The following is a 20,924-nucleotide window of genomic DNA, read 5'->3' as shown; positions in this document are numbered from 1 at the left end:
GCCTGTGTTTCTCGTCACTTTTCTCTTGAAAGAAAAGTAACCAAAACTTAGCGAAGCGATTTCTTTCAGGCCATTAAAAATCAATTAAAACACTGAAAAACTCAAGGACTTCCCAAGGTGCCTTTACCGCACAAGGCAACCGCACAGTTCTGCCAGCAGCGCTCAAGGGCTGGGCTGCTTTGCCCTCATACCCATATCCCTCGCTTCGCAACCAGCCAATGCCCTTTCCCATTACACAGGCCTACTGCTGCCAGAGCTTTTTCCGGCACTGAGGGAAGTCCGGCCCTCCGGATAAACGTTAGTACTAAATATGATTGTTGCTTCAACTGCAGTACCTTTTTATCGAGGGTAGTACGGTTAGCTTTGTCGAAAACTTGCAGCTACGTTGATCAATGGGCCCGCCTTCCCGTAAGTTTCGGGAAAAATTTGCGCATCAGCTGGCTTGTGCTTGGGGATGGGGCCTTGGCTGGTTGTCTGAAGCGAAGGTTTGCGCGTTTCAGGGGACAAGCAGCCAAGGCCCCGAGCTGATGAGCAAATTTGTGCGGTTGCTATGTGCGGCCAAGGAACATTCGGGAAGGCTTGACGTTATTCACAAATTATTTGTTATTTAATGGTGTTCATGGTCTCGCTTTGCTCGGCATTGTTTCCTTTTGTGTCAAGACAAAAGGACTAGGCCTTTCCGCGGCCATGAGCGGAGAAAAATTCCGGAGCTTTTGAATAAAATTAAAAAGCCCTATCACAGCATTTGCAATCCGAACAAGGGTTGATTTGATTGTTATTGGAGTTCATGGTCTCGCTTCGCTCGGCATGGTTTCTTTTTGTGCAAGACAAAAAGATAAAAGGATCTCAAGGTGCCTTTGTCGCACAAGTCAACCGCACAGTTCCTGCATTAGCGTTCGAGGGCTGCGCCTGTTTGGGACCAAGACGCACGGGCTTTCACTTCAGCCAACCAGCCAATGCCCTCTTCCCTGGCTCAAACCCTGCTGATTCAGGAACTTTTTCCAACCCTAAGGGAAGTCCGGCCCGGGATCAGCGGTAGTGAATTTGAGTTGCAATTAACAACCAGCACTCTTAGTCATCAGGGCGATACTAAATTAATTAATAGTTACTATTTAGATTTAATCTAATTTATTTGTGAAAAAGAAAAAAAGGTGCTTCTTTTGCCCTTACTTAGAATCAATCCAAATAAGATGAAACAAAAGATACCTTTTTTAACACTTCTACTTAGCGTTGTCCTTTTGAATTTTAGCAGCCTTTTTGCCCAATCTACCGGTACTATCCGGGGCAGCATAAGCACACCCGATGGAAAGCCAGCTGAGAAAATATCCGTAATGCTGAAAGGAAAAGGACGCGGCACGGCGACGAATACTGCAGGAGAGTATTCATTCAATGAGCTACGCCCCGGCGCCTATATGGTACGGGTGACTGCGGTAGGTTCGCTTGCCCAGGAAAAAACTGTAGAACTGGGTGCTGGTGAGACAATTGTCGCGGACTTTGTACTTAGCGCTGATGCTGCACGATTGCAAGAGGTCACTATCTCTTCCCAGAAAGTAAATACGCTTCATACCAGAAAAAGTGAATCGGTAGCGAGATTACCCCTGGAGAACCTGGAGAATCCGCAAGTATACACCACGATCAACAAAGAGTTGATGCAATTGCAGATGACGATTAATTTCAATGATGCTTTGAAAAATTCCTCTGGAATCGACAAGCTTTGGTCTTCTACCGGCCGTGCAGGCGATGGAGCAGCCTACTATAATCTCCGCGGGTTTGCCACCCAAGCTTCAATGGTAAACGGGATTGCAGGCCTGACTAACGGAGATCTGGATCCAGCGAACATTGAAAAGATCGAGGTAATCAAAGGTCCATCCGGTACACTTTTCGGCGGTGCCCTGACTAATTTCGGCGGTTTGATCAACATCGTGACCAAAAGACCACTTGATACGCTTGGTGGCGAGCTAAGCTATACAACAGGTAGCTTTGACCTAAACAGACTTAGTGGCGATATTTATGGGCCGGTGAGCAAGGACGGTAAACTGACGGGGCGCCTTAACACGGCCTACAATTACCGCAACAGCTTTCAGGATGCAGGCTTTTCGCGGTCCTTTTTTGTAGCACCGGCCCTTGAATACAAGGTAAGCGATCGCCTACGTTTGAACCTGGATGCGCAATTTTACAATTATGAGGGCACTAATCCCTTGATGGTATTTCTAAACAGAAGTCGCCAGCTGATCGCCAGGACACCCGCAGAATTGAACTTTAATTTCGAGCGCTCCTACACCAGTAATGACGTTACTTTTCAAACTCCTACCAGTAATATCTTCGGTCAGATCACCTACAAACTGTCTGACTCCTGGACCTCGCAAACCAGCTTCTCCAGAAGCAACCGCCAGTCAAACGGCCTTTACCAGTATGTCATGTTCATCGGTGCTACCGATGATCTGCTGAATCGGTATGTGGCCGACCAGAACTCTATCAGCACTTCCGGAAACTTCCAGCAGAACTTCACGGGCGACTTCCAGATTGCCGGACTAAGAAACAGGCTGGTGGCCGGATTCGACGCATTGAGACTGGAAACGCGCAATAACAATTCACCCTATATCTTATTTGATCAGGTAAATTCTGTTCAAGCAGACGACGCCAACTATGGAAAACTAAACGAAGCCGCAGTGGAAGCGAAATTAGCAGCAAGTACTGCGGCTTTCACAAAGAACACCTTGCTAAATAACGTCTACGGTGCGTACGTCTCTAACGTATTAAATATCACACCAGAACTGATGGCGATGTTAAGTGTTCGCGTGGACCGCTTCGATAACCGGGGCACTTTTAACCAAAGCAATGGTTCAACCACCGGAAAGTACCTGCAAACCGCCTGGTCTCCCAAATTGGGATTGGTTTATCAGGTAGTTAAAGACAAGGTTGCGCTATTCGGAAATTACATGAATGGCTTTAAAAACGTAGCGCCTGTCACTCAGCCGCTTCCTGACTATTCAGGAACCTTCAAACCGCAACATGCAAACCAGCTGGAAGGTGGGGTAAAACTTGATATCTTCCGAAATAAACTAAGTCTTACTGCGAGCTATTACGACATTACTGTATCGAATATGACACGTGCCGAAACTATCACAGTAAACGGAACTCCTTACAACGTAACGATTCAGGATGGAACACAGACGAGCAAAGGATTTGAAACTGACGTCGTGAGCAATCCCTTAAAGGGGCTGAACATCGTAGCAGGCTATAGCTATAACGACAGCAAAATGACGAAAGCCGCCGCTGGAGTACAAGGCCGTCGGCCGGTCACTGCGGGCCCGGCGCACCTGGTGAACGCTTGGATCAGCTATTCCATACAGCAACGAGCATTAAAAGGATTGGGCTTTGGTTTCGGTGGAAATTATGCAAGTGAAAATTTGATCACCAACTCAGCTGCTACGGGGGTATTTTCTATCCCGGCTTATACCGTTCTGAATGCCACGGCCTTTTATAATGCCCGCTTATATAGAATCAGCCTGAAAGTGGATAATATCAGCAATGAAACTTATTATAAAGGTTGGACAACGGTAGAGCCGCAGCTTCCAAGAAGTGTGCTGGCGGGTATTGCTTTCAAACTGTAAAATGGCAGCGACAAGCCCTTCGAACCCAAAAAAGAAGAAGATCTCCTCATTTTTACACCTATGGCTCGGACTAGCGTCCGGGCTGGTGGTGTTTATAGTCGCGGTAACTGGCTGCCTCTACGTATTTCATAAAGAGATTTCGCAGGTAGCAGACCGGGAGACGCTATATATTGAGCCGCCAGCCGCCGGCAGCTCCCTCCTGCCGATCGGTGAACTGAAGGAACGGGCGGAAAAAGCGCTCCAGCAGAAGGTCTATTCCATAACTACTTATAGAGATCAGCAGCATGCCTGGGAGTTTATGGTGTTTGAACCAGGCGACAAAGAAGCGCTTTGGTTCTTCGATACAGTGAAAGCCTACAAATCGGCCTTCCTTAATCCATACACCGGGGAGCTTACAGGGCTGAAGGACTACAAGCAGGATTTCTTCATCATCGTTAAATACCTGCACTGGAGTTTGCTGCTCAATACCAAGTACGGACAGCCCATTGTTGGTTATGCTACCCTGATCTTTGTGGTACTCCTCATCACCGGCCTGATCCTGTGGTGGCCCAGGAACTGGAACCGCCATAATTTGCGCAAAAGTTTTAGCATCAACTGGAGGGCTAGTTTTAAGCGTCTAAATTATGATTTGCACAATGTCCCAGGCTTCTACGCTATGTTGATCCTGTTGATTCTGGCCCTCACCGGCATGAACTGGGCAATGAAATGGTTCCAGACGGCGGTCTATGTAGTCGCCTCACAGTCGGTCACTCCACCTGTCAAGAAGGTCTACAGCTCTGATTCTACCGCTGTTCCTGTAAAAGATCCGCTTCAGGCAGCCTATCTGCAAGCGCTTTCCCGTTTTCCGGATGCCAAGAGGATCGCGCTTTCACCCGCAAAAGATGCATCGGGGGCGATTTCTGCCACTGGCTATTACGGGACGGAAACCTATTACGACGCAGATGTGCTGAAGCTCGACCAATACAGCGGCAAGCTGCTGGGCAGGGAGAATTTCTCCGACAAGAATAACGGGGAGAAAATCATAAAGATGAACTACGATATTCATGTGGGTGCTGTTTGGGGGCTGACCGGGAAGATCATCGCCTTTATCGCCAGCCTTATTGCGGCAAGTTTACCGGTTACCGGCTTTATCATCTGGTGGGGACGACGAAAGAAAGCCAGAAAAGCGGCCAGATTACCGAGAAAACGGCGTCAAGGAGGGAACGGAGTTGTCATAAGGGAATGAAGGTTATAAGTGATACCGCTTTCATCTCGATTGGAGAAAAGAGATATAAAGCCGTTGATGAATCAAGACCGCAACAACTCGGGCAATTTCTGAAACAGCCGGAAACAAGTTCTCTTTAAATTTAACAGTGCAGAAGGAAGAAATGATCCCTTTTCTTAATCGATTTCGTATTCAGAAATAATTGTCCGTCTAAATTCCATTACCTCTGGCGAGATTTTAAAGCCATTTCCACCATATCCCTTGGCGAAGGTTTGGATCTCGTCATTTGAGGAATAGCCTGAATGGTCGGTAGCGGCGCTGCCCGCGTTGCTGATGTAAACCAGTTTCCCGAGTTCTACATTTGCCCTGCTGCTAAGTTTCTTCGCCGACTGAAGGGCATCGTCGTATGCCAGCAGGTCGGCTTCTCTAAAGAGACTGTCGGCCTTTGAATGGTCAAACTGGATCTGCGAAATACTACTGATCTTTGTTGCCAGCAGATTTCCCGTCAGTTCAGTAAATTTCCGGATATCGTGCAACACGAAGTCGATGGACTGTTCTGCCTGGTACCCGGCAAATACGTTCGCTCTGCCATTATATTCGTAATGCTTATTAGCAGATATACTGCTTGTTTTTATATCGTTTTCGTTTGAACTGTACCGGCCAAGGATGTTCAACACGGAATCTACTGTCTGCTGGGTCATTCGAACAGCATCGGCCATCCGGGGTTGCGTGAAGGAAACCTGAAGGGTCAAAATCACCAAATCGGGTTTCGCCCTGATCTTTCCTTCTCCTGTCACACGAATCGTTTCTGCTTTCTGATGAGGCCTGAAGTTACAAGCGGATAACAGGAGACAAATAAATGATAAGGCGTATTTCATAATTGCAATTGTAAGATTTGAGGAGAAAAATAGGGAAATATAGTAACAATACAAAAAGGCAGGTCTGCAGGAATAGCACCGAGGGTATTTTCTTACCATCTCAGCAAAGGATGAATCTAAATCCTTTAATAAAGAGGGAGATTGTCATAAGTCAGGCCGAATTCAAGTAAAAAAGTAGTCGCTGTTCAGGAAGGAACTGATGAACAACGCGTTTTTTGTATCTTTAACCATGGACCTTATCGGAAAGTACAAATTAGCAGAATTTATTAAGGCCTATCCCGAAGACGAAAGAGCGCTGTCTGCATGGCTTAAACAAGATCGGCTTGATCATGGTCTCTATTCGCCGGTCTTTCGACCCAGCTTTGCTAGCTGTAGTCCCTTCGGGAAGTTTCAGCTTAACTATGTCTATAATCGAGGTCTTAGATGGGGATACGTGCACTACGCAGGCAAGGAGCATAAGAGTATTCCGGGCGATGTTACGATGCCAGAAATCCAGGAGGACCTGATAGCAGAATCAATCACGATCATGACCGGAAGAGGGCGGACTAAAACGATCATCGAACGAAAGGAAGTCCCAAACAAGCTTCGCGATGAAGACTATCCCATCCCCCAGGCCGAAGCGGCGAAAGCGTCGCAAAGAACTGAAAAGGAAGAACGTAAAGCTATTGGGAATGACAAGGAATATAAACGGCTGTATTTCCGGGCGTTAATGATATTTAACTCAGAACCCGGCACCAAAGAATATGAAGAGCTATTGTCATTGCTACCGCTGATCAGGGACTATGAAGATGACCAATTTCGGTTTATGGAGGTGACCTTGCTGGACGTGGTGGGGCTTCATATGGAGGAGCGTAGATATACGACCGACCTGTTGGCACTAGACTTAGGGGAACCGTTTGAAAGCGTCAAAGCCTTCCTGGAAACAGGAGCACCCTTATCTAAAAAAGGAATGAAAAAGCTGGTTAAGATCTTTCGCTTAGGGGCTTTTTTACCTTAGGTACTATTACAACTAAGATTACCGGATTCGGGCCAGAGGGCACCCTTGCTCCGCACCCTCCTCCTAAGGTAAGCGCGGCGAGGACTGATATCTAACGGTATGAAACGGTATGTCTGCCCTTCAATCAGCCACGGTTGTAACTTTAGCCACCTTTTCTATTGTTTCAACACCACTACACTGGCTACCGTTTGCCAGTTTTGGCTGACCTGCTGGTAAAAAGGTACATCGTCCGATCCACCTTTCCAGATATAATAAGTTTTTCGATCGCTGGAGCCGTTGTAGCTCACTGCATGTTCTAAGGCGCGGGTTTTAATTCCGGCCAATACCCGGTCAAGGTTAAAATTAAACACCACTTTGTAATTGTCCTGCGGTTGAATATTGAAGTCGTTCACAGCGATATTTGCTTCAAAAGGAAGTGAGCTGGCCACTACCACCGTGTCCCGTCCCGCACGGCTGTTCTCAAACGTTCCCTTCAGGTAAAAGGCCAATTCGGATTTTGGAGATTTCCGTAAAAGTAGCTTCACCTTGACGTTAGTGTAAGATCCGGAAGGTAGCTTAAATACGCCTGCTAATGCATCACTGTCAAAAATATTCATATTCTTCCCAACAATGATCGTGGTGTCAAGCATCTTATTACTCATTCCCACAAACGAAATCTTTTCTACCCAAATGCTGGCGGAAGACCAGTTAACAGCTACCATTGAATCGGTTAAAACCTGTGCTGACTTTATTGCGGTAGCTTTGGTGCCTGTCCCTAAAGCTTTAGCAAAGTAAGATACTTCCCCCTGAGCAGCAGTGCCAGGTTTCCCGGGAGCGTCATCTCCTTTTTGACAAGAAAGTGTTGCAGAAGCGATCAATAGCAGCGCTAAGATGTGTTTTAAGGTTAAAGTTTGCATTTGTTTCAGGTTTACAATTGAATTAATGGTATAAATATATGCAGAAGAACTAGATGAAAGTTAGCTATGGATGAAAAGATTTCAGGAAAGGGATGAGAGATCGAAACCACTTTCCTCTATGTTTTGCTCTTAAAAAGGTGTTTATCCTTTTCTTTTCCAGAGTAATGACTAAATTTGAACGCAAAGCGCTCTCCCCAGGGATCCACATAGCGATGAGTTGAATAGATGATGTGATCCACGCTTGTACTTAAACATTTTTTATCACAATTGAATGAGAAGATTTTTACTCCTTATCGCAGCTATTTTACCCATTGTCTCGTCTTTTGCGCAAACAACACCTGTCATTACCTCACTGGATCCTTACTCAGGTGCTGCAGGTACTGAAGTTACGATTGACGGCACGGGCTTTGCATCAAGCGCACCGGATAACATTGTTTTCTTCGGTAAGAAGAAAGCCTCCGTTATTTCCGCTACTGCAACCGAGATAAAGGTGCAAGTCCCTGCCGGCGCCACTTATGGATCCGTTTCGGTTACCAGCAACGGCCTCACCGCTTACTCAGTCAAACCTTTTCTTCCCCGATATACCGGATCAGTTATTGGGCCGGGAACCTTTCTATCCAAGATAAGCTACGACACTGGGGTGGGGGCCGAAAGTGTGGAGTTGGCCGACTTGGACAACGATGGCAAATTGGATATCCTGGTGATAAACCGGGACTCCTATTATATTTCTCTTTACAGAAACACAACTTCAAACTCTACACAGACCTCTTTTGCAGAAGAACTTACATACCACCTTGGTTATGGTGCTGATAATTTAGCAGCTGGAGACCTTGATGGAGACGGCAAGGCTGATGTGGTAGTAATGGACAAGAACACTGGGCGAATAAGCATCTTAAAAAACACCGGAACACCGGGTAAGATCAGCTTTCAACGATCGGAAATAGCTGGTCTTTTTGCTGCCTTTGATGCCTTAATCAGGGACGTTGATTACGACGGGAAACCAGATATAATTACCGCCGACCTGTGGAATAGAACAATTACGGTTTTGAGAAATGAAGGCGGCAGCACGGGTATCACCTTCTCAAAAAGCGTCTATCAGGCCCCTTACTCTCCCACTGCACTTATAATGACGGACGTTGATGGAGATGGGATTGCCGATCTCATTGCAGCGAACACGGATGCAGATGGAAGTTCCTTTTCGGTCTTTAAAAACTTAAGCAAGCCGGGGCAGGTTTCCCTTGCAGGAAGGGTAGATATTGCCGGAGAAGGCGGAAATTTGAAACAAATCACTTCCGCCGACTACGATGGGGACGGGCTCCCGGACATCGCTGTTACCAATACGGCTTCCCGACATATCTCGGTCTATAAAAACACCAGCACTACCGGAAATATCTCCTTTCCCCTCACTGAAAAGACCGACTATCCAGCTACTTTCTCAGCAGCAGATATCATTTCAGCAGACCTGAATGACGACGGGAAAGCTGATCTTCTTGTCGCTAATTCCAATGGATCGAACGTGAGCATATTAAAGAATGCGAGCAGTCCGGGAACGATTAATTTCGGCGAACATGTCGACTATCAGCTACCTGGTCCTTCAGGACTAGCTCTCACAGATCTAAATGATGATAAAAAGCCAGACCTTGCAGTAAGTAGCCGTTATAGAAGAGAACTATTTATACTAAATGGGCATGGCAACGCCTCGGAAATAACTGCTTTTTTGCCATCAAACGGTCTTGAAGGCGAAACAGTGACCATAACAGGAAAAAACCTCCTAAATGCAAATTCAGTGTACTTCGGAGGCCGACCAGCCGCTTCTTTTACTGTCAATTCTTCAACAAGTATTTCTGCAATCATAGGAAAAGGAAACACCGGAAGCGTTTCTGTAACACTCCCTCACGGTATCGCTTCCCTGAATAAGTTTCGGTATGAAGCCAATGTGCCGATAATCAGTACCATCTCTCCTGCAAGTGCCTCAGCAGGGAGTACCATCACTGTAAACGGTGCCAACTTTAATCAGGAGGCTGAGCAGAATTTCGTTTACTTCGGACCGGTGAAAGGAGAAGTTATGACCGCGACAACCTCATCATTGCTGGTCAAAGTGCCATTAGCAGCTGCCAACCAACCTATTTCTGTGACTGCAAAGAATTTGACCGGCACATCGGCAAGAACGTTCTATCCGTCTTTTCCCGGAACAACGCAGATTGATATAAACTCTTTTCGTAGCAAGATAGATTTTACAGCAGGCATCGCTCCTACTGACATGGTTGCGGCCGATTTTGATGGAGATCAAAAAGTAGATATTGTAACTGTGAACAGTGGCGGTTTGTCAAGTGCAGGTACACTCGGCATTTTAAGGAACACGAGCTCATCGGGAAGTTCCGCCTATCTCTCTCAGGGAAGTATTACTGCCGGTAGTAATCCGGCAGCCGTATCTGCGCCTGATATGAATAGAGATGGAAAACCGGACCTGCTTTGGGTAAGTAAAGGCAGCAATAGTTTTTTTGTGAGTCTTAATACCAGTCAAGCTGGATCTATCTCATTTACATCCCCCTTCGCCTTTCAGGTAAACGCCCCTTCTACGATTACTGCCGGGGACCTGGATCTTGATGGTAAGCCTGATGTTGTAGTTGGCCATGTACTTGAGAACCGCGTTTCAATTTACAGAAATGTTTCTATCAATGACACAACTCAATTCTCGTTACCACAAGTATTTACAGCTGATGCGCCCGTGACGTGCATCGCAATCGGCGATATGAATAATGATAAAACCCAAGACCTGGTTATTGGTCACGCTACTGTTGCTAGTGTCCTGATCTATGGAGGCGGCAGCACTCCCGACTACATCGGCTTTGGGCCACAGCTCCGCCTTACAGCAGCCAGCACAGTTTCGTCTTTGAAGCTGAATGACATCGACGGCGACGGAAAAGTCGATATTGTAACTACCGGTGCAGCTGTCAGTGCATTTAGAAATACCAACACAGGGAACTCACTGTCCTTTTCAACCGGCACAACTCTTCCTTTCTCCGGCACCTCAACTGGCCTTGCTGTAGCTGATCTGGACGGAGACAGGATGCCTGAGGTTGTCATTTCAGACAAAAACAACAATAACGCTTCAGTGTACAAAAACACCAGCACCAGCGGTTTAATCAACTTTTCGTCGGCCGTAAATTTCGCTACCGGCGCCGAGCCCGCGGGAATTCTCATTAATGACTTCGACGGTGATGGTGTTCCGGATCTTGCCGCTGCCAACAGCAGCACTTCGGCAAATTCTGTGAGTATACTTCGTAACCTCACGAACCAGCCGGAAGCGAATGCTGCCAGTGTCCCAAAGATCACCTCCTTTAGCCCAAGCTCCGGTGTCAACGGAACTTCGGTGACTATCACAGGTACGAACTTTAGTCCAACGCCCGGAAATAATATCGTTTACTTTGGTGCAGTAAAAGCACAGGTACAGGCTGCCAGCAGCACCTCATTAACAGTAGCAGTTCCCCTCAGCGCGACCTTTGCGCCCATCACCGTAACCGTCAATAATCTGACTGCCTATTCCCAGAAGCCCTTTATGGTAAAACAGGTGAATCCCATCCAGATGGAGTCCAAAACGTTTTCTCCAAAGAGCGATTTCCCAACCGGTGGAGTAAATAGCGTGGCGGTGGGAGATTTGGACGGTGATGGAAAATCTGAAATAATCGCAACAAGCGTAAGTTTATCGCCGCATGCTACTACGATTGCTGTGCTTAAAAATACCGGTAGCAGGGAACAGATTTCCTTCGATCCTAAACTAAATTTCACCACCGGCGAATCGCCCTCTGCTGCAGCTTTGGGAGACTTCAATGGAGATGGAAAATTGGATGTAGTGACGGCAAATCAGAATGGTAACAGTGTATCTGTTTTAATAAACAACACCGCTGGCACCATCTCCTTCCAACCAAAAATCGATCTGACCACTGGAATTAATCCTTCAGCCGTTGCAGTTACCGATATCGACCAGGATGGTAAACCGGATATAGTGGTCACAAACGGAGGCGAGAAGTCGTTCTCCATTTTCAGAAACACGAGTACCAATGGTACTGTCAGTTTTGCTGACAAAGTAGATTTTGCCGCAGGAAGCAGTCCGGTAAGTTTGGCTATAGCAGATTTCGACGGAGACGGTAAACCAGATGTAGCGGTAGGCAGCATGACAAGCACTACCATTGATATTCGTAGAAATGAGAGCAGCATAGGCTCTATTTCTTTCGCCGGATCAACGTATGTTAACGCATCCGCCTACCTCCTTTCTCTGGCTGCCGGCGATCTAAACAATGACAACAAGCCCGACCTGATTGCTGCGAACGACCTTACCCATACTGTTTCAGTAATTAAAAACACGAGTACCATCGGTTCAATTTCTTTTGATGCTAAAGCAGATTACCCCACCGGAAAAAATCCGAGGGGGCTCGCTCTAAATGACCTGGATGGTGACGGACTGGTAGACGTAGCTGTTGCGAATTTTAGCTCGAACAGTATATCGGTACTGAGAAACACCAGCACGAGTTCTATTTCATTGGCGGAAACGCTGGACCTACCCACAGGCCAGCAACCCTCAAGTGTTGCCCTTGCCGACCTTGATAATGATAACAGGACCGATATCCTTGCTGCGAACAGCAATAGCTTTTCAAGCTCGGTATCAGTCATCCTAAATGCCCCTAAAGCACGGCCCTTCATCCAAACCTTTGCGCCGGCGTCTGGTGCGGCAGGCACTACTGTAACTATACAGGGAGCAAACTTTAGTCCGATAGCGGCTGAGAATATTGTTTTTTTTGGGGCGGTAAAAGCTAAGGTTACTGCTGCGACGGTGAAGACCCTTACGGTAACCGTTCCTCTGGGAGCCACCTATGAACCGATTAGTGTTACGACCAATGAACTGACAGCATTTTCAGCTAAGCCTTTCCACGTTCTTTTCCCCGGTGCTGCCAGCACCTTCACACAGGCTTCGTTCGAGAAGAAAACAGATATCGCGACGGGCAGGGGGCCACGAGCTGTATCTCTGGCAGATTTCGATGGGGATGGTAAAGCAGACATGGTATCGGCCAACGTATTCTCAAACACTATATCTGTATTTAGGAATACAGGGACGAATGGGAACGCGGCACTCGCTGAGAAATTAGACCTGCCGGCGAATAATGAACCGGTGTGTATCGCTATTGCAGATGTTACCCGCGACGGCAAGTTGGATTTAATTACCACGAATTACAATTCGGGTAGTAACAGTGCTGTTTCGGTTTATAAGAACACGAGTACACCGGGGGCTATTTCCTTTGCAACCAAAGTAGATTACGCTGATGGTTTAAGAGGTTCCTATGGCGTGGCGGCAACAGACTTTGACGGCGACGGAAAGACGGATCTGGTATTGGTAAACCAATCCTCCAACACCGCCTCTGTTTTCAGAAACATAAGCACGGAGGGGACGGTATCTTTCGCAGCTAAAGTTGATTTTCTGACTGGCGATCGTCCCTATGGAATTGCCATTGGCGACTTTAACATGGATGGGAAGCCAGATTTCGCAGTCACTAACAGGTTCTCGAATACGGTCTCCGTGCACAGAAACACCAGCAATGTGGGTACCATTTCTTTTGCTGCCGGCATCCAGTTTACTACGGGGTCGGATCCCCTGCAAACTGCTGTAGCTGATCTTGACGCAGATGGTAAATTAGATATCGCGGTACTAAACACCGCATCCAACACGGTATCTGTATTAAAGAACATCAGCACTAATGGCTCCATCGCCTTTGCCGGGAAAGTAGATTACTATACAGGCAGCGGTCCCAACGGTATCGCGATCACTGATCTGGACGGTGAAGGAAAGCCAGATTTAGCTATAGTAAATTTTGAAGCCGGCTACGGAACAACCGTCTCTGTACTAAAGAATACCAGTACAAATACTGCCCTTTCTTTTGACTGGAAGGTAGATTATGCTACTGGCCTTGGAGCCGACTGGGTGTCTGCAGGCGATGTAAATAATGACGGTCGCCCCGACCTGGTAGTAGCCAACTATACAGATAACAGCATATCGATCCTACCTAACAAATATCAAGTACCAGACATTAGGCTTTTTAGTCCGGCTACAGCTGCTGCTGGCGATACGGTTATGATCAGCGGTGTAAATTTAGGCAGAGTCACCGAGGTTAAATTTGGCGGAACTGCGGCGACCTTTATCGTCAAATCCCCTACCCATATTACTGCCACACTTGGAACCGGAAGTTCCGGAACTGTTTCCGTCACATCGCCGGAAGGCAGTGATTCCGTGACCGGCTTTACTTTTATCCCAAAGCCTGCTGTATTCACATTTTCGCCGCCAGTTGGAGGTAGCGGAACCACCATAACAATAAGCGGCACTAATTTAAGCGGGGCGACTGCTGTTAAGTTCGGAGGCACGGCCGCAGCATCCTTTACCGTGAATTCGGCGACAAGTATTACTGCCGTAGTAGGTGCAGGATCTACGGGGAGTGTGTCTGTAGAGACGCCCGGAGGTGAAGGCACTATCGCAGGCTTCACTTACATTGCCGGGCCTGTTATTAATTCATTCAATCCCCTCTCAGGCAAGGAAGGGACTACCGTTACGATCAGTGGTACAAACTTTTCAGGAGCAACAGCCGTAAGCTTCGGGGATGTGTCCGCTGCTTCTTTCACTGTCGTCTCCCCTACTACCATCACTGCGGTTGTAGGTGCTGGAGGCGCGGGACCTGTTTCAGTGAAAACAGCAGGCGGAACGGCCAGCAAAGCAGGCTTTAATTTTACTGCTGCTCCGCTTATTACTTCATTTGATCTATCGAGAGGTAGTCTTGGTTCCGTGGTGACTATTACAGGAACTAATTTATCTGATGTTACAGCGGTAAGTTTCGGGGGAAGTCCAGCGAGTTCATTTACGGTCGTATCCGCCACTACTATCAAAGCGGTAGTTGGAGAAGGAGCCACGGGCCGCATATCGGTAACATCTCCCGGAGGTGTAGCAACAAGCAATGCTGATTTTACCTATTTGGTTAAGCATACTATCAGCTCCTTTGCTCCTACCGAAGCAGGTGAAGGTGAACGGGTGACTATAACGGGTACTAATTTTTCAGAGAACTCCGTTGTCATGTTCGGTAATTATGATGCTACCTCTGTGATATTTGTATCTCCAACAACCCTTATTGGAGTGGTTGGCAAGGGAAGCAGCGGAAGCGTGACCGTTAGCGCCCAGGGCTGGGACGTATCGCTGCCCGGCTTTACATTTTTAAATAAGCCAGCGCCCACGCTGACTGGCTTTACCCCTTCTGCCGCTGCAAAAGGTACGCGGGTAACGATCAGCGGACAGAATTTTACAGGTACCACTTCTGTTAGCTTTGGAGGGGTTGAAGCAACCTGGTTCAGCGTAGAATCGCCCAACACCATCATTGCGATTGTTGATGGAGGTGCTGACGGCCAAGTAAAGGTGACAACTGCCGGCGGCTCTGCTACCAAAAGTGGTTTTAGCTTCATTAAGGCACCTGTTATTACCTCCTTCAGTCCTGCTGTAGGGGGATTAGGCAGCACCATTACCATAACAGGAGAAAACCTGGCGGGTGTTAGCGCGGTAAGTATCGGCGGCACCCCTGCGGCCTCCTTTACCCTCAACTCTCCCACTTCTGTTTCGGCGGTGGTGGGTTCCGCTGCCAGCGGTGCTGTTTCGGTTACCACAGCGGGTGGAAGCACCTCTAAAGAAGGGTTTACTTTCATCCCCAAGCCTTTTATTAGTGCTGCAGGCAACACCACTTTTATCACGGGCGGAAAAGTAAATCTGAATTTCTCGTCTTCCCTGAACATACCGGTTCCTTACACCTTGCAGTGGTCGAGAAACGGTGTTCCAATCCTTGGTGCCAACGGTACAAGCTATGAAGCCAGGTCGGCTGGATCTTACTCGGTTATGCTGAGTGCCGGCTCTTTTTCTATCAGTGCTGAGCCAGTCGAAGTCAAAGTGATATTCGCCCTTCCCCCCGATAATTTCAACATAAGGAATACCAACGAGACCTGTCGCAGTAGCAATGATGGCTCGGTTAAGATAACCGCAAAAAATCCAATGAGCTATAATGCACGCATAACCGGGGGCGGTATCAACGCCGATTACACCTTTAGTATTAGCAAGGACATTAACAACCTTGGCGCCGGGAAGTACTCAGTTTGTATCACCGTACCAGACCAGCCCGGTTATCAGCAGTGTTATTCGGTAAGCATCACCGAACCTGAGGACTTGGCGGTTTATACGAATTTCAACGAAGAAACAAATAAGCTGAGGTTACAAATGGCGGGCGGTGAGAACTACGTTGTTGATTTTAACGGAACAACTTATACCACTAAACAAGGTACGATCGAGCTTCCCCTCGTAAACGGGACTAACCGCATAAAAGTGAGGACAGGAAAAGACTGTCAGGGTGTTTTTGAGCGGGTAATTAATCTATTGCCTTCAGCCAGGGTTTACCCTAACCCATTTGACGATCTATTGAATTTAAGTATTCCCAATCCCGGGGAAGATATCGTGATGGTAAGGGTGCTTTCTACAAGCGGAACAGTGGTATACGAAAAGATAGCTCAGCTACCCGAGGGCCAGCTGCAATTAAATCTTCAGCACCTGCAACCGGCAATGTATATCCTGTCAGTGAAGAACGGTAAACACGAGTCATTATTAAAAGTCATCAAGAAATGAGGAAGCTAATTCTATCAGTGCTAATTGTCTCCCTGGCGGGGTGCTCAGGAAAAAAAGATACACCAGTGCTTCCCCCGGAGAAAGCAAGTTTGGTTTTTCCGCTTCAGAACCAGGTGTGTACTTCGGGCAGTGTCATTTCCAACAGCCAAAGTATTATCGAATTCAAATGGAATCCGGCCGGGAATGCGCAATCTTACGAGCTCCACATCAAGCACCTGCTAAAAGATTCGGCCGTAGTTAAAACCACTTCTGCTACAAGTCTGTCTGTCCCGCTCTCCAGGAACACTCCCTATTCCTGGTACGTGATTTCGAAGTCATCAAAGACAGCAGAAACAGCGAAGAGTGAAGGCTGGAAATTTTATAATTCGGGACCGGCTTCCAGCTCTTACGCGCCCTACCCCGCAACAATAAATGCACCTGCAATGGCTGAAAGTTTTCCTCAAGGGACACAAAAGGTGAACCTGAACTGGAGCGGGAATGACGTCGACTGGGATATCAGCACTTACGACGTTTATTTCGGTACCGAAGGCAACCTTTCCCTGCTAAAAACGGATACAAAGGAAACCAGTATAACCGATGTTACGGTGAGAAGTGGGACAACCTATTACTGGAAGGTGATTACCAAAGATGCTAAAGGGAACAGTTCAGAAACGGTAGTTTATCAATTTAGTGTGAAATAAGCTGATACCTATCAACGGGTTAAGCATAAACGCTCCTTGTTACTGCTGAGCAAGGAGCGTTATTATGGTCTCGACGAAAGCGAGTTTTTATGAGATCATAGAGCGTACCTGTCTCTCAGCAGCTATACACAAATTTCTCCCCCCTTTGCAGTTTCTCCTTCACTCGTCCTATCGCTTCTTTCAAATTATCAGCTTCCTCCTTCTCCAGTACACAAGCATATGCTTTCCTATAAAGGTCCAGGGCCTTTCGGTCGTCCTGATTTTTCTCTTCCAGCAAGCCCAGCTGCTGGTAGATGAAAGACCTCTCCATGCCCGGTACCTTGAGCGCCTGAGATGCCAGCTCTCCGGCTTTCTTCTTCATATTTAAAAAGACCAGGAGTTTAAGAAACTCCTGGTAGGCTTCAGGAAAACCTGGTTCCAGCTCTATGCATTTGCCGAAATAGTATCCGGCTGCCTGATAATCCTGAGTATAATAGTAGTTCAGAATGCCGACCTGAAAATAAGCGCGTGCATAGCCAGGATCGGCCAGCAGCAGCTCGTTGAATAATCGCAGCGACTTTGCTGCTTCTCCATATCGCAGCTCTTCTATTGCCTGAATGTACCGCTCATCTGTAGTACAATAAATGTCCATAATAATTAATGTCTGGTAATCAATAAAACTCAAAGGGTTCCCCGGATTATCCTTACCGGGTTTCCCCGCTCCAGTGAATGGTGTTCGTGCCATTGCTCCTGTCGCTGTTGACTGAATGCCCGCTCCTGCAGTTGATACAGCTTTTCTTCCAGGCGGCGGATAGCTATCTTTTTATTTTCAAGTTGAGAACGGCTGTCCATCACCTGTACCTGCAGTCCGCTAGGCAGATGGGTAGCACGAACCGCTGTTTCCACCTTATTGACGTTCTGCCCGCCCGGTCCCGAAGCGCGAAAGGTTTCAAAGCGCAGTTCTGATTCCTGCAGGAATGAAACGTCTCGTTCTGCCCCTGTCGCTTTTTCATTGCATGCGGGAGGCAATTGGTCGAATACTTCCAACCCTACGAACCAGTTTTTTCGCTTATGGCCGGTCCGGTAAGGGCTCTTTCCGATCCAAAGAATACTTCCTCTCCAGCCCGAAAGAAAGGCACCAAGCAACTCCCCTTTTAAGCGGAGGGTAGTGGAAAGTAGTGTCCCTGCTTTTTCGGCTTTTACCGCTTCCATTACTTCGGTTTTCATTCCCCTGCCTTCTGCTTCTTTCCGGAAAATTTCCTGCACTTTATACACTACCCGCGCGCATTCCAGGGGACCGCGTCCTGCAGTAATTTGAATAATCTTTTCTTCCATATCTACTCCTTGTTCATCCGTACTAGGCGGGGTTGAAAGCTACCCTCGATGGTTACGAGGTCCCTTTGAGCGCGCATTACGTTGTCAATATCCTTGTAGGCTGACGGGTTTTCCTCCACGCTTCCCCCGATCAGCTCTACTCCCGCTTTCAGCAACATCTTCTTCAAGGCCGAGGGAGTCATGCTATTCTTTGCCTTTTGCCTGCTCATTGCTCTTCCTGCTCCATGTGAAGCAGAAAACAGAGAGCTGTGCCGGCCCGAGCCCCGCACCAGATAAGCAGGTGTACACATACTCCCGGGAATAATACCCAGTTCTCCGGCATGGGCGGGGGTGGCCCCCTTCCTATGGATGATTACCTCCCGTCCATCAGGCAGCGTATCTTTCCAGGCGAAGTTGTGGTGGTTCTCTACACGAGCCAGTGTTTCCAGCCCCAGCGATCGAAGCAGGTTGGCGTGGATACGGTCGTGGCAAGCTTGGGCGTACTCTCCCGCAAAATTCATGTGTTGCCAGTAGGCTTGTCCTGCCTCGGTCTGCAGATCGAGCCAGGCTAGCTGCTGCGCCTGCCTTGGAAGTTTACAGGTGTCCATGGCGATTTTTGTGAAGTGCATCGTAATAGCCGCACCTAAGCCACGGCTTCCTGAATGGGAAAGCAGGGCAAGGTATTTCTTCGGTTCAAGCCCCAGACTATTTTCCCCGTGCAAAGAGATCTCCCCGAACTCCACAAAGTGATTGCCGCTGCCGGAACTTCCCAGCTGCCTTACTGCTTTAGCATGCAAAGGCTTGAGCAGTGAACTGGTTTTGAACAGCGGGCTGTCCAGCACTTCGTGTTCTTGCCGGAAAGCTAGTCCCCCCTCCATCCCAAAGTGGGTAAAGTCGCGAAGTGCCTGCTTTAACTTATAGTCGTATCGCTTCAGATACAGTTCGCCAGCATCCAGGATGGAAAGGGCCATACGACAGCCGATGTCCATGCCCACGCCGTAAGGTATGACGACGTTTTCAGTAGCAAGTACCCCGCCTATAGGTAAACCGTAGCCGCTATGTGCATCGGGCAGAAGCGCAGCCTGCACGCTGACGGGCAAGGAAGTGGCCAGCTTCATTTGTTTCAAAGCCTGTTCCTCGATTTCCTTGCCGCCGTAGACTTTCAGAGGCGCATGCTCTTCCAGAAGATCATAGGCCAGCTTCTTCGCCTGCGGCTTAGCTGTAAAGGCCATCGCAATTTTACTCGTCAGTGGATCGGCGATAAAGGCCTCGGGCTCTTCCTTTATCCGAGCCAGCAAGTCCCATTGCTCCTCCACACCGCTGTGCTTAAAATGCCTGGTAAAAATGTTCACTACCAGGCTCCTCAACTGATTATTGGTATAACCCAATTGGGTTAAGTATTTTGTTTTTAAATGGTTGCCCATGTCTTTGTTTTTTTGTGTAACTGGATCGAAACGAGGAAAAGCAGTAGGAATAAAGCGTGAGGTCCAGCAGCACGAGCGTTATCTATAGCAGAAACAGCAGCGTCACCTGGGACTTCAGACGCCGGCGAATTCAGCTCACCCTTAGTTCAATCCCTGATCACTGAGCATTTCAGCGATCAATCAATAAGTAAATATTTTGAAATAGTAAAGTTGATTCATTCCCCAAGGACGGGAATATACCTTTCCGCAATGCCTGGCATTACAACTCAAGCAACATTTGATCGAAATACAATAAATGATGGATTCAGCTAAAAGCTGAAGGCGAAAGGGCTATATGTGAATAGTGTGATTCATAACTCCAGGTATTAAGACGTACAGGAATTGAGGCAAAGATAGAAAGATTTTCTTTTCCGAAGAAATGTTTTTTCTAAGCCGACAAGAGAGACATTGGTGGTCAATAAAATAAAGGACATGCTACAGTTCTCCCAGCGACACACAGGCAGCAAAGAGTCCGTCTGCGTCAGCAAAAACGCCGTATTTCCCTGTCCTTAACATTGAGCTAACACTCCCCTGCTACCTTTGCTGCAATTCGATCAACGAATGGAGAGCTTAGATACAAGGGATTTAATTGCAGGGATCATCAGTGGCGATAAGGAAGCGTTCAGTGAGTTCTACAACCGGAATTGGGAGTTTCTTTACCAGTTTGCTATCAGTCGATTAAAAGATACCGACGAGGCAAAAGATGTAGTGCAGGAAATATTTGTAACGGCGTGGTTGAAAAAAGAACAGCTGGAAAGCGTAGAAAATATCCGAGCCTACCTCCTGACGATGGTGAAGCATGAAACCATCCGGAAAATCAGCCATGCCTTAAGGTTGCAGGAAAAAATCACACACTACCACGAATACGTTCTCCCTTCCTTCGTACTTCCCGACGATCATGCTGCTTACAAAGAACTCGTCAGTATTCTCGACCGGGAAATAGAAAACCTACCCGACCGTCAAAGGGAAATATACAGGCTTAATAAAGAGCAGGAGCTAAGTATTCAGGAAATCGCCGCTCAGCTAAACCTTTCCAGCCAAACCGTGAAGAACCAGCTCGGACTTGCAAAAAAACGTCTTAGGACGGCGGCGAGCGAAGCTATGCTGGGCCTGCTGTTCCTCATGCAGTAGGTCGCCCATTAAAGAAACAATTTCTTAATATTTTCATAACCAGGTCGGACCGGTACTTTCCTTCATAACTTTC

At 47.5% G+C, this 20,924-nt stretch carries 11 protein-coding genes; 6 read left to right on the top strand and 5 right to left on the bottom strand.

Annotated features, from left to right (window positions below):
• Positions 1-1,190: 1,190 nt before the first annotated feature.
• Positions 1,191-3,614 carry a TonB-dependent receptor gene (locus tag J4N23_RS00415; protein WP_207425029.1) on the top strand — a complete coding sequence of 808 codons (2,424 nt, stop codon included), beginning with the start codon at positions 1,191-1,193 and terminating at the stop codon, positions 3,612-3,614.
• Position 3,615: 1 nt separating this feature from the next.
• On the top strand, positions 3,616-4,839 hold the full coding sequence (locus J4N23_RS00410; RefSeq protein ID WP_207425028.1) for a PepSY domain-containing protein: 1,224 nt from the start codon (positions 3,616-3,618) through the stop codon (positions 4,837-4,839).
• Positions 4,840-4,994: 155 nt separating this feature from the next.
• Here J4N23_RS00410 and J4N23_RS00405 read toward each other — a convergent pair whose 3' ends face one another.
• On the bottom strand, positions 4,995-5,696 hold the full coding sequence (locus tag J4N23_RS00405) for an SIMPL domain-containing protein (protein WP_207425027.1): 702 nt from the start codon (positions 5,694-5,696) through the stop codon (positions 4,995-4,997).
• A 199-nt stretch (positions 5,697-5,895) separates the two neighbouring features.
• On the opposite strand from J4N23_RS00405, the gene J4N23_RS00400 reads away from it, so the two are divergent.
• Positions 5,896-6,693 (top strand): hypothetical protein, encoded by a 798-nt coding sequence (locus J4N23_RS00400; RefSeq protein WP_207425026.1) that lies wholly within the window; start codon positions 5,896-5,898, stop codon positions 6,691-6,693.
• A gap of 155 nt (positions 6,694-6,848) precedes the next feature.
• Here the strand turns inward: J4N23_RS00400 and J4N23_RS00395 are convergent, their stop codons facing one another.
• Positions 6,849-7,589, bottom strand: a complete 741-nt coding sequence (locus tag J4N23_RS00395) for a hypothetical protein (RefSeq protein WP_207425025.1) — start codon at positions 7,587-7,589, stop codon at positions 6,849-6,851.
• 271 nt (positions 7,590-7,860) lie between these two features.
• On the opposite strand from J4N23_RS00395, the gene J4N23_RS00390 reads away from it, so the two are divergent.
• Together J4N23_RS00390 and J4N23_RS00385 are read left to right on the top strand one after the other, a co-directional pair.
• Positions 7,861-16,284: an FG-GAP-like repeat-containing protein gene (locus J4N23_RS00390; protein ID WP_207425024.1), complete on the top strand. Its 8,424-nt coding sequence runs from the start codon at positions 7,861-7,863 to the stop codon at positions 16,282-16,284.
• The gene (locus J4N23_RS00385) at positions 16,281-16,964 is read left to right on the top strand and encodes a hypothetical protein (RefSeq protein ID WP_207425023.1); all 684 of its coding nucleotides are present in this window, start codon (positions 16,281-16,283) and stop codon (positions 16,962-16,964) included. The genes J4N23_RS00390 and J4N23_RS00385 overlap by 4 nt, the downstream gene beginning before the upstream one ends.
• A gap of 115 nt (positions 16,965-17,079) precedes the next feature.
• Here the strand turns inward: J4N23_RS00385 and J4N23_RS00380 are convergent, their stop codons facing one another.
• From J4N23_RS00380 to J4N23_RS00370, 3 genes are read right to left on the bottom strand one after another with little or no spacing between them, the layout of a single operon-like run.
• The gene (locus J4N23_RS00380) at positions 17,080-17,595 is read right to left on the bottom strand and encodes a hypothetical protein (RefSeq protein ID WP_207425022.1); all 516 of its coding nucleotides are present in this window, start codon (positions 17,593-17,595) and stop codon (positions 17,080-17,082) included.
• Positions 17,596-17,624: 29 nt separating this feature from the next.
• Entirely contained in the window at positions 17,625-18,278 is a 654-nt protein-coding gene (prfH, locus tag J4N23_RS00375) for a peptide chain release factor H (protein WP_207425021.1), read from the bottom strand.
• Positions 18,279-18,280: 2 nt separating this feature from the next.
• On the bottom strand, positions 18,281-19,681 hold the full coding sequence (locus tag J4N23_RS00370) for an RtcB family protein (protein ID WP_207425020.1): 1,401 nt from the start codon (positions 19,679-19,681) through the stop codon (positions 18,281-18,283).
• A gap of 600 nt (positions 19,682-20,281) precedes the next feature.
• Here J4N23_RS00370 and J4N23_RS00365 point away from each other — a divergent pair.
• On the top strand, positions 20,282-20,851 hold the full coding sequence (locus J4N23_RS00365) for an RNA polymerase sigma factor (protein WP_207425019.1): 570 nt from the start codon (positions 20,282-20,284) through the stop codon (positions 20,849-20,851).
• Positions 20,852-20,924 lie beyond the last annotated feature (73 nt).

The sequence above is a fragment of the Pedobacter sp. SYSU D00535 genome (assembly GCF_017355855.1).
Taxonomy (GTDB): Bacteria; Bacteroidota; Bacteroidia; order Sphingobacteriales; family Sphingobacteriaceae; genus Desertivirga.
Note: the sequence above shows the minus strand (reverse complement) of the source record. Positions and strands in the feature narration are given on the sequence as shown.